The sequence below is a fragment of the candidate division WOR-3 bacterium genome (genome assembly GCA_016934535.1).
Classification (GTDB): domain Bacteria; phylum SDB-A; class SDB-A; order SDB-A; family SDB-A; genus JAFGIG01.
The window spans coordinates 1-10,822 of sequence record JAFGSQ010000025.1; the positions used below are offsets into that span (position 1 = coordinate 1).

The 10,822-nt window shown below is 43.7% G+C and carries 8 protein-coding genes; 7 read left to right on the forward strand and 1 reads right to left on the reverse strand.

Annotation, left to right across the window (positions count from 1 at the left end):
* The 6 genes from JXL83_04945 to JXL83_04970 form a co-directional block, all read left to right on the forward strand.
* Window positions 1-1,519: hypothetical protein (locus tag JXL83_04945; protein ID MBN2363461.1), on the forward strand; the 1,519-nt coding region annotated here is incomplete at its 5' end.
* Between the two features lie 29 nt (window positions 1,520-1,548).
* Complete coding sequence (locus JXL83_04950) at window positions 1,549-3,618, forward strand: DUF2723 domain-containing protein (GenBank protein ID MBN2363462.1); 2,070 nt, start codon at window positions 1,549-1,551, stop codon at window positions 3,616-3,618.
* On the forward strand, window positions 3,611-4,930 hold the full coding sequence (locus JXL83_04955; GenBank protein MBN2363463.1) for a PhoH family protein: 1,320 nt from the start codon (window positions 3,611-3,613) through the stop codon (window positions 4,928-4,930). Before JXL83_04950 ends, JXL83_04955 begins: the two co-directional genes overlap by 8 nt.
* Window positions 4,931-5,077: 147 nt before the next feature.
* Window positions 5,078-6,031: an HD domain-containing protein gene (locus tag JXL83_04960; protein MBN2363464.1), complete on the forward strand. Its 954-nt coding sequence runs from the start codon at window positions 5,078-5,080 to the stop codon at window positions 6,029-6,031.
* Complete coding sequence (locus JXL83_04965; protein ID MBN2363465.1) at window positions 6,028-6,933, forward strand: ATP-binding cassette domain-containing protein; 906 nt, start codon at window positions 6,028-6,030, stop codon at window positions 6,931-6,933. Before JXL83_04960 ends, JXL83_04965 begins: the two co-directional genes overlap by 4 nt.
* Window positions 6,930-8,150 (forward strand): ABC transporter permease, encoded by a 1,221-nt coding sequence (locus tag JXL83_04970; GenBank protein MBN2363466.1) that lies wholly within the window; start codon window positions 6,930-6,932, stop codon window positions 8,148-8,150. The genes JXL83_04965 and JXL83_04970 overlap by 4 nt, the downstream gene beginning before the upstream one ends.
* Before the next feature lie 248 nt (window positions 8,151-8,398).
* Here JXL83_04970 and JXL83_04975 read toward each other — a convergent pair whose 3' ends face one another.
* The gene (locus JXL83_04975) at window positions 8,399-10,318 is read right to left on the reverse strand and encodes an aspartyl protease family protein (protein MBN2363467.1); all 1,920 of its coding nucleotides are present in this window, start codon (window positions 10,316-10,318) and stop codon (window positions 8,399-8,401) included.
* 255 nt (window positions 10,319-10,573) lie between these two features.
* Between JXL83_04975 and JXL83_04980 the strand changes: the two genes are divergently transcribed.
* Window positions 10,574-10,765: a type II toxin-antitoxin system VapB family antitoxin gene (locus tag JXL83_04980; protein ID MBN2363468.1), complete on the forward strand. Its 192-nt coding sequence runs from the start codon at window positions 10,574-10,576 to the stop codon at window positions 10,763-10,765.
* Window positions 10,766-10,822: the final 57 nt, after the last annotated feature.

Below are 10,822 nucleotides of genomic sequence, written 5' to 3' on the forward strand. Positions count from 1 at the left end.
CGAGGCGGACACCGGCGTGATAGTCGCCAATTTTTCGCTATTGAACACGAACTGGTACATAAAACAAATCCACGAACAGGGTTTCCCTATACATTTTTCGAACGCTTTCAGAAAATGGAGCAAACACGAAATAAAAGTAGTCAATTCAGAAAACTATTACAGCGTAGAAAATCCCGCGATGGCCGAATGGAACGAATACGCTTTCAAAAAACACATAAAAGGCGACTCGGAGAAAGAGAACCGGTGGTCGGCTTTAAACGATATTGAGAAAATGGAATATTCGATAAAGATAGCTGAAGAAAATGGAGACAGTTTCGAAAACTGGCTGCTCAACGAAATTTCCATTGGTTACGCAGTTGAATACATACCCCTTGAACTATCCGTCAGCGGAGGGATGGTTCAGCCGGTAGAAATACTCCTGCCCAAAGACATAGCCGTGCGTTCGATAATTTGCACTGTCAACGGCGTCGAATTCACTGAAGAAGTGCTGTTTATGAAGACTGCGGAATTCGCCGAATTCGCCGGCAGAATTACAAATCCCGCCGCACAGCACAAAGTTTATTTTTCTTCGACGTGCAGTCAGGAAAACATGCTAATGCTGGAGCCCTGGCTGAAGACAGAAGGATTAGTCTACTGCGTGTCAAACGAAAAGATAGATGAAGCCTCAACCATGTTCCAGAACGTAAACTACGCATACACAGAAAGCCTGTACAACGAAGTATTCCGCTTCAGAGGCATATTCTCCAAGGATATGCTCGACGAAAAAGGGCGTCTGTCGCTTGGAAATTTGCCATTAGACATGGTAAAAAGAGACGAAAGCACGTTGTACAATGACGAATTTGCAAGACTCGCCTCGAATTACGCCGCGGGATTTTTCCTTCTGGGCACGAATGAAATTAAAAAATTTGAAAAAGGCGAAACAACAGATCCGGCAAAAGCGCTCATATACATGAAGATCGGCAATCTCATAAGCAAAGGCAACGAACTGCAGTTCACGTACTATCTGGTCGAAGCTTACAAAATTGCCGGAATGAAAGAAGAAGCCGCAGCTCTTATTGACGATTTTATATCGCGGATGGAATCGAGAATTGAAAGGGAGTACATCCCCTCCGAAAAGGAAAGGCTGTCGTTCTCCGTGGGATTTTTCACAGCAAAAAAAATCTACACACTGTTGTATTTCCAGGAAAACGAAGAAGCCAAGAAAGAATTTCTGGCGTCTCAAGACGTTCTTAAAAACACGTCGCTTCAGGATTACGTCATACTGCAGGGTCTTTTCAGCTACAGAGACGGCGACAGGGAGGGGGCAAAGGCTCTTCTTGAAAGCGCGGGTCTTTATTCTGTTGATTACGCTTTTGTCGTCGAATGGATAGATCAGGGCGTTCTCAGGGAGACGGGAGACACCGGTTTTGCAAAATTCGTCGTCGGTCTTTATCTTGAAAATGTTGAAGTGGATGATTCGCTTATTACGTCTTTCGGCATGGGTTGGTTATTTTCGGAACCGGATTCACTCGTCGAATGATGTGAGGGGTATTTCCGGACCGGAAGAAAATGAGGCACAAAAAAGACGCCGTAACAGCTCTGGCGGTTTTCCTTTTTTTGTTTCTTGTTTTTGCCGCGACTTCGGCGCCGACGATTTCCTGGTGGGACAGCTCTGAATTTGTCGCGGCCGCATCCTGCTGGGGCATACCGCATCCTCCGGGCAGTCCGCTTTATGTGACTCTGTCGAGAGTTTTCTGCGCATTTGCCAATGACGCCGCTTTAACGGCAAGATGCGTGAATTTCCTCAGCGTGACGGCGACCGCTGGGGCCGGCGTATTTCTATTTCTTTCGCTTAAAAAGATATTTGGAACCGAAAGCATTTTCAAAAAATATGTTCTGGCGAGCGCCGCCGTCTGCGGCATGATGAGTTTCTCCGTCTGGGATAGCGCCGTGGAAGCCGAAGTTTACGGACTTTCGACTCTCGCTATATTCGCTCTGCTTTGGATGTCTTTGAAGACAACCGAAGGAAAAACCAGGTATTTTTTGACCGCTTCATATCTCATTGCCCTGTCTTTTTCAATTCACGCGACGGCTATGATATCTTCGATACCTGTCGCAGCCGCTTTCGTTCTGTCAGAAGTTAAAAAGAGGACGAAAATCATTATTGTTGCAGTTTCGCTTTTGTGCGCCTCCCTCGGAGCTTCTTCTTACATGATATTGTATTTCAGGGCTCTTGAAAAACCCTCGCTGAACGAGTCTTCTATTGAAAGTATTAGCGACCTTACCGATGTCGCTCTGAGAAGGCAGTACGGGAGCAATAGCCTTTTGGAAAGAAGCACTTCGTCATTGACCGGTTACGGCTTTGTGAAAGGTTTTTTTTATCAAAACGTTTCCTACGTCAATTATTTATCGTGGCAGTTCACGCCTTTCGTCAGGGAGGGAAAATTCGGAGCGTCCGGTATGGCTTTAACTTCATTGTTCATGACGGTTTTCGTTTTGCTTTTTTCATATTCCCTCTTCAGGGCTTTTCGCGAAAAAAGCAAAAAAAAACTCGCGGTATTTCTTCTTTTCATGCTCTGCCTCAGCCTTGTTCTCGTTTTTGTTTTCAATTTTAAATTCTGTTCGAGCGATACGGATCCCTCGCACGTGCCTAAAGAAGCGAGACCCAGGGATTATTTTTTTTCAGCCGGTTTCGCTTTGATATACGCTTTCTCTCTTTGTTCGCTGATTTACGTCAAAAGGAAAATCGCCCTGACCCTGTCGCTGATTTTTACGGCGACGGGACTTTACAACGGCTTCACGGGTCACGCCAACAGAAGAGGCAACTGGACGGCACACGCCTTCGCGATGAACGTGCTCGAGTCAACTTCGGGGAAATCCGTGATAATGGTGCAGGGAGACAACGACACATTCACTCTCTGGTTTGCCCAGATTGTCGGCGGAATAAGGAATTACGATCCTGTCTCGGACACGGGGACCATAGTCATAAACCGCACTCTTCTGAATTTACCCTGGTACATGGACGAGATCTCGGAAAAAATACCTTTTGATCTCTCAAAAGTTTATGGAGACCTTTTTGACGAAATAGACCTCGAGGGAAAAGACGTGGAGGATTTCTGCAGAAATAACGCTTTGGCGGTGAAAAACGGCGACGGAAGGATTTTATATCCGGGCGACGTCGTGGCAAGGTGTATTTTGGCAGAAATTTCGGGCATTGACTACGACCTCAGTGTAATAGCGCTTTCCGACAGTGCCTTTTCCGATGTCATTAGAAAAAGCGGGAAAATGTCCTGCAGGCTCTACTCGACTTCCGGATTTTCCGAACTGGAAGGGCTTTGGGTGAGAGAAGGGCTTCTGCTGAGAGCCTTTGGAGATTCTTCAGAAAACAGACGATTGTTGCTCGGTTACGACTACGGCGGTATAATAAACCGTCAACACTTGGACGAAAACGGCAGACTTGAGAGTTTTCGAACACCGGCACTGAGCGCCGCTTTCGAAAGAGACATTGACAGCCGGGCTATGTCGGTTTTTTATGCGGCGGCTGTCGAAGCGCTCGACACCTCTGACAGTCTGTTTTGGGCTCTGTCGCCTGTATTCCTCGGCGGAGAAAGGGGTGTTTCCGATGAATCTCATGAATGACGCTAAAATCTACGTTCTCGACACTAACGTAATAATGTACGATTACAGATGCATTTACTCTTTCAAGGAAAACAACGTCGTCATACCGATAACAGTCCTCGAAGAAATAGACAAGTTCAAAAAAGGCAACGAGATGATCAATTACAACGTCAGGGAGTTTTCCAGGGAACTCGATTCGCTTCTCGGAGACAGCCTGACAACGGACGGGATCAAACTCGAAAGCGGAAGCTTGGTCAGTGTGGACACGAACCTCAAAAAAGACAAATTTCTTTCAGAAACGCTCATAGACGACAGCCCCGACCACAGAATACTGTCCGTCGCCTACAACCTTTCTAAAAAATTCGGAGACAAAAGAGTGGTCCTCGTGACAAAGGACATCAATCTCAGGATAAAAGCCAAAGGTATTGGAGTCAGGGCGGAGGATTACCTGACGGGAAAGATAAAAGATATAGACGCGCTTTACACGGGCAAAAACCTGATTGAAGACGTGTCCGATGAAATCATAGACTCCCTTTACGAAAAAAAGAACATAGGGCTTGCCGAAACTCAGCTCGGACTGGAACCCTATCCCAACGAATATTTCATTCTCAGGAACGACCACAAGAGCATTCTCAGCGTATACAATTCAGGAACTCAATCCCTGAGACTTGTAGAGCGAAAAAGCGCTTACGGCATACAGCCGAGAAACGCCGAGCAGACATTTTCTCTAGACGCTCTAATAAACCAGGACATCCAGCTCGCGACTCTTTCAGGCAAAGCGGGTACCGGTAAAACGCTGATGGCTCTTGCCGCCGCCCTCGAGGTCAGGAAATACTACAGCCAGATACTTCTGGCGAGGCCGATAATACCTCTGTCAAACAAAGACATAGGTTTTCTTCCCGGGGACGTCAAGAGCAAAATTGACCCCTACATGCAGCCACTTTTCGACAATTTATCCGTAATACAGAACCAGTATTCATCGGATTCAAAGGAATTTGCCAAGATAACCGAGCTTTTGAACAACGAAAAATTGCTTATAATTCCTCTGGCGTTTATAAGGGGAAGGAGCTTGTCGAGGTTTTATTTTATTATTGACGAGGCGCAGAACCTGACTCCTCACGAGGTCAAGACGATAATAACGAGGGCGGGAGAAGGCACGAAAGTCGTCTTCACGGGCGATCCGCATCAGATAGATACGCCATACCTTGACTCCAGAAGCAACGGCTTGACCTATCTCATAGACAAAATGAAAGGCCAGGAGATATACGCCAACGTAACCCTCGAAAAAGGCGTCCGTTCACCTCTGGCCGAACTCGCGTCGAATCTTTTGTAACGGGATCAAAACACGGAAAACTTGCCGCTGAATGACCTGTTCTCAAGAATAGGTCATTCAGCGGAAAATTCACAATATTTTAAAAAATAATCAGTTAAAGTATGAAAATATCTTTACAAAACAAATAAAAAGTAATAATTACTGTTTATGAGTGATGTGAACGGAATCCTCGATTACAGGTATTTTTTCCCGGAAAAACCCGAAGACATATACGAACAATCCAGAAAAGCTATAAAAAGTGCTTATCCTGATTTCGACATGTCAGGATTGAAAAAAGTGTTCGAAGACATTTTGGATCTTTTTGACGGAAAATTCCCGGGTTACAGAAAATGCACAACGAAATACCACGATTTGTCGCACACACTTTCTGTGTATCTCGCATCTTCGAGGCTGATAGACGGCGCCGCCCGTTCGGGAATACGCTTCAAAGACGAGTACATCCGCCTGTCCCTGATATCTTCTCTTTTTCACGACGTCGGATACATACAGAGAACGGAAGACGAAAGCGGAACAGGGGCGAAGTTTTCCGTCGGTCATGAAGAAAGGAGTATTGTTTTCGCGTCGAATTATCTCGGAGAAAAGGGATACACGAATTTCGACAGAATGAGGGCTTCGCACATAATAGCCTCGACAATTCTCGAACTGCCCATTGACGAAATCCCGTTTCACTCCGATGAACTTAAGTTTTTAGGAAAAATAGTGGGAACCTCGGATCTCGTCGCTCAGATAGCGGACAGGTTTTATCTCGAAAAACTCCTTTTTCTTTTCAGAGAATTTTCCGAAGCCGGAATACCCGGTTTTCCAAGCGAGATAGATCTTTTGAAAAACACCGAGACGTTTTACAAAGACGTGTCAAAAAACAAAATTTACGGAGAATACCAGGGCGTTTTCGATCTGGTTGAAGGTCATTTTGAAAGCAATTTTGGCATAAAAATCAATCCCTACAAGAAATACATGGAAAAGAATTTAAAATATCTCGGAAATATTTTGACAAACTGCGAATCCGACTACCGTTCCCTGTTAAGAAGAGGAGGCATAGTCGAAATGCTCAAGAGAGAAGAAAGCGCCAACCCGTTGGTCAGGAAAGGTTTCAAAAGATGACTCTTACACTGCGTGACGTCCGGAAATATTATCAGTCCGTTAAAGCTGTTGATGGCGTGTCTTTCGAAGTGAAATCCGGAGAGCTTCTCGGTCTGATAGGTCCCAACGGAGCTGGAAAATCCACGACGATAAGAATGGTCATGAACATAATAGCTCCCGATTCGGGCGAGATTCTTTTCGACGGCAAAAAAATCTCTGACAGGGATTTTGACAGAATAGGATATCTTCCGGAAGAGAGAGGGATATATAAAAAATTCAAGGTTTCGGCCGTTTTAAGATATTTTGCGTCCTTAAAAGGCAAATCGGCGAAAGAGACAAGCGGAAAAATAGACGAATGGCTCGAAAAGCTTGGTCTGCCGGAATGGAAAGAGAGAAAGGTCGAAGAACTTTCAAAAGGCATGAGCCAGAAAGTCCAGTTCATAGCCGCAGTCCTGCACGACCCCGATATAATTTTTCTCGACGAACCATTTGCCGGTCTCGATCCTGTGAGCTCCGAGGTGATAAGAGAAACAGTCCAGGAACTTTCTGACAAGAGAAAGACGATAATATTTTCAACTCACATAATGGAGCAGGCGGAAAAGATTTGCGACTCGATTTTTCTAATAGACAAGGGCAGAGAAGTCGTCTACGGAACTCTCGACGGCGTAAAAAAGAAATTCGGCAAGAACTCGGTCATAATGGAATTTGACGGAGACCTTGGATTTTTGAAAAACACCGGTCTGGTTTCTGACATAATATCCTATCCGCGCTGGGTAGAGATAGCATTAGCTCCAGGGAAAACACCTGACGATCTTTTGACTGCCGTAGCCGGAAAAGAGTCCGTTATGAGGTTTGAGGTGACCAGACCTTCACTACAGAAAATTTTCATAGACCTCGTCGGAGGCAAAAAGGCGGAAGAATGAAAAAGTTTTTCTGCGTTCTCAGACAGGAATTCAAAACCGTCGCAATGAACAAGAGTTTTATAGTCTTTACGCTTCTCGGGCCTGTTTTCATGATAGGAATCACGGTTTTTCCAATGTTCTTGATGAAAAGCACTCAGACGAAAAATGTCGTTGTATATATTGTTACAGAAGACAACAACATTGCCGCGGCAATGAAGATGAGACTAAAAAACTCCGGTATAGACATCGTCAAAAGCTCCGATTCGAAAAATGTTCTCGATTCATTTGTAAGAAAGGGAGTTATCTACGGATACGTCGTCTTCCCTGAAAGCATACTCACAAAAGACACCTTCGAGTTTGTCACAAAAGACATGGCGGACTACACTATAATCGCGTCGCTTGAAGGAGCTCTTGGCAACTACGTAATAACCCAGAGGATGATAAACGAAGGTATTGATCCGTCGAGGGTCAGCTCGCTGACTTTGCCTCCGGTCATAAGCGCCGTCAAACTGACCAAAGAAGGCCTAAAGGTCAGACAGGATTTTTTGGCGTCTTTTTTCACGGCGATTACTTTCACAACTCTTCTCTACATGACAATACTTATTTACGGACAATCCATAGGAAGGTCTGTCATAAACGAAAAGAAGACAAAAACGGTCGAAATCATCCTTTCCTCCGTCAAACCTTTCACCCTCATGCTCGGAAAAATTTCAGGCCAAGCCGCTGCGAGTCTTCTTCAATACGGGTTCTGGCTTTCATTGAGTTTTTTCGCCTTAAAAATTATAGGAAGCAGATTTCAAAATCTGAATGTCCCCGCCCTACCCCACGGAATCTACGGCTATCTTATATCGTTTTACATTCTCGGTTTTCTTATGTATGCGGCTGTCTACGCCGCGCTCGGAGCGGCTTCGGAGGACGAGAACAACCTTCAACAGCTCGCTATGCCGGTGATTTTTCTACTCATCCTTCCGATGATAAGCGTATCGGCGATAATAATGAATCCGAACTCGGGTTTTGCCGTCTTTTTTTCGCTTTTCCCTTTCACGGCTCCGATGGTCATGTTTCTCAGGACCACTATATCTTCCCCGCCTCTCTATCAGGTGGCTATTGCCTATGGCCTGATTGTATTGACAATTTTTTTCCTGTTCTTTCTCGCCGCCAAAATATTCAGGGTGGGAATATTGATGACCGGAAAAAAGTTCAACTTCAAGGATATAATGCTCTGGCTCAGATCGTGAAAACTAAAGAGAATACAACCACCTTGTCGGTATTTTTTTGAATACAAAAAAAACCGGATCCAACACGAAGAAAATAAAGATCACTTACCGCGAATGGACACTAATCCGATTTTTCATCATAGATGAAAATATCGTTACGCGAATGAACAAGGGATAATTGTATGTAAACTTATTTGCAGAAGGCAAATAAGAAATTTTCTTCGTGATTCAAATTTCTTAACCTTTAAACATAGAAAATTTAACAGATCTCAATATAATTCTTCGAGGACGAGGTCTATGTCGAGAATTTCAACTCCTCTTTTAACTTTCAACTGGATTTTTGTCCCTTCTTCAGATCTGAAAATTTCCCTGATTTCTGACAAGGTTGCAAAGTCCCCTATGTCTTTTCCGTCTATTGCTAAAATGATGTCTCCTTCCTTGAATCCGGCTCTATCGGAGGGAGTTCCGGGAGAAATAAAGAATAATTCCACACCTTCTTCAGTGTCCCATATCGCCATACCGCTCTTCTCTCTTGGGAAATTTCTGCTGTAATCTTCACCTTTTTCGAGGATTATTTTCTGATTCTGATAATCGAGATAGAGGACAAAGTGCTTTAATATATCATTTCCAAGATTTCCCACGTAACGCCTGTCGGAAAAAGCTCCGATACCGGTCTCTGTTGGTATTGATATGACGGTGGTTTCGACCCTGAAATCCTCTATCCTGACAAAATCAAACAGAGCTCTTTTATCGGATATTTCACCATCTGCACCGAAAGCGACTGATTCAATGCCTTCGATTTCGAGGAGGTCATTTTCTTCGGCGTAGTGATGATGAAAAGACAGTCCCGTCGCGCCTATGTCGAGCCGCCACATTCCGGAGTATTTGTCGTCTACGCTCATCGGCACTATGAACATGTTGTCTTCAAGCGGTGAGTTAATAATGGTTCCTGCACCTTTGTATTCGAAACTGTCTGGAAGATAAAAAGAAATCCTTTCATTTGCGTAGTCTATTTTAGTGACGAATCTCGACAAGAAATCGTATCCGAGGATTCCGCAGACTTCCATTCTCGAGAGTTTTTTCATGAAATTCTGAATCTCGATGGCCACTACTTTCTGCTCTTTGAACTCCAAACCTTTTAAGCTGAAGGGCGGAAGCGTTGTAAAAGTGACGTCTACCGTGCCGCCGACTCCTTGTCCTGTCAGAGAGCCCTGAAGGTCGAGTCCAAGTTCCTGCGCGTATTCGAGACTTATGACTGAAGCCGACGCGCCGCAATCTAAAATCCAAAGACTTTTCTTTCCTTCAATATCCACTTCGATGTAGATGTGGTCTTCTATGAAATCAAAGGGTATGTTTTCGGCAAATTTGCCGTTGGCAAAGACAAAATCCGGCGCGCTTTCTTCCGGTATGATGAAAATTTGATCTTCTATTTCAGGATTTATGTCATACCGGGTTATCTCGATTACCTGTTTTTGTTTAAGGGGAAGAATTTCGATTTCCTGGCGGAAAGAGCAGAAAATTCCATCAATTTCCCTGTAATCTGAAAACATGGTGTGGGTCTCATGGGGGTGCTTGAAATCTATTTTTTTGACGAGATAATAACTTGAAGTGTCGAAATAACGCCATTCCTTGTCTTCGTTTATATTGTTTTTCAACTCTATGACATAGCAGTCAAGTCCGTTTGCCGTGTCCGCGCCGAGGAAAGATAGATTGAAATATTCTGAGTTTCTGTTCAAGTGTTCGTAATCAGCCAAAAGTTCTGTAATCCTTCTCTCCTGAACGGTGTTTGAGTCCTTTTGAATTTGAAGTTTACCGTTCATGTCTATGAGCCAGCTGAACTCTCCGTCGTCGCCAGATGTCTGCGAGATTATGGTGAGGTCGACTTCTTCTTTTCTTTTCAAGGGGTATTCGTTCCACTGCTTGAAAGTCCCTTCGAGTCCGGTGCCGACAATTGTTATGTTCCCCTCTATGTAATTTGATTTTTCTTTTCTGACGTTTTCGAGACCACCCATGGCGTCGTAGTGTTTTTGGAATATTTCGTAGGGATCAAGGGGTTCTCCCGACCATGTGGGTCCGGAAAAAACAGTGTCCGCACCGTCTTTTTCCAGTCCTTTTTTTGAACAGCTCTGCAAAGAAAATATGCAGATACTAATTACAATAATTCCAACGAAAAGCGTGGTTTTTTTCATAAGACCTTCTTTTTTTGTTTTTATTATTTAAAAGTATTCAAGAAAAACAAGCGTAACATGTTCAATTACAAAAGAACTGATAAATAATTGCTCTTTTAGTAGCAGATGTATTTATCAACTCCCTTTTCGTTCTTATAAAACGCATTATAACATGAAAATAGATTATTTTTAACATTAAAACATACATAAAATTGTGCATAATAAATGAATTGATTATGCATATAAAACAGTATAATATGCATAAGAGGAGGAAAAATGAGAACTACAATAGACCTGCCCGAAGATCTTGTTAACGAAGCGATGAAGCTGACAAAAAGCAGGACAAAAACCCAAGTCATCAAATCAGCCCTTAAATTACTAATCCAGAGGGAGAAGATAAAGGACTTGAAAAGATACTACGGGAAAATTGATCTGGATATAGACCTGAACAGTTTGAGAAAAAGATGACCGGAGTTCTTGTAGATTCTTCTGTTTGGATTGAATATTTTCGAGGTCATAATGTGA

Excerpts from the sequence above, each read along its gene's own strand:
- JXL83_04950 (MBN2363462.1), top strand. The coding sequence starts at position 1,549 with ATGAGGCACAAAAAAGACGCCGTAACAGCTCTGGCGGTTTTCCTTTTT.
- JXL83_04955 (MBN2363463.1), top strand. The coding sequence starts at position 3,611 with ATGAATGACGCTAAAATCTACGTTCTCGACACTAACGTAATAATGTAC.
- JXL83_04960 (MBN2363464.1), top strand. The coding sequence starts at position 5,078 with ATGAGTGATGTGAACGGAATCCTCGATTACAGGTATTTTTTCCCGGAA.
- JXL83_04965 (MBN2363465.1), top strand. The coding sequence starts at position 6,028 with ATGACTCTTACACTGCGTGACGTCCGGAAATATTATCAGTCCGTTAAA.
- JXL83_04970 (MBN2363466.1), top strand. The coding sequence starts at position 6,930 with ATGAAAAAGTTTTTCTGCGTTCTCAGACAGGAATTCAAAACCGTCGCA.
- JXL83_04975 (MBN2363467.1), bottom strand. The coding sequence starts at position 10,318 with ATGAAAAAAACCACGCTTTTCGTTGGAATTATTGTAATTAGTATCTGC.
- JXL83_04980 (MBN2363468.1), top strand. The coding sequence starts at position 10,574 with ATGAGAACTACAATAGACCTGCCCGAAGATCTTGTTAACGAAGCGATG.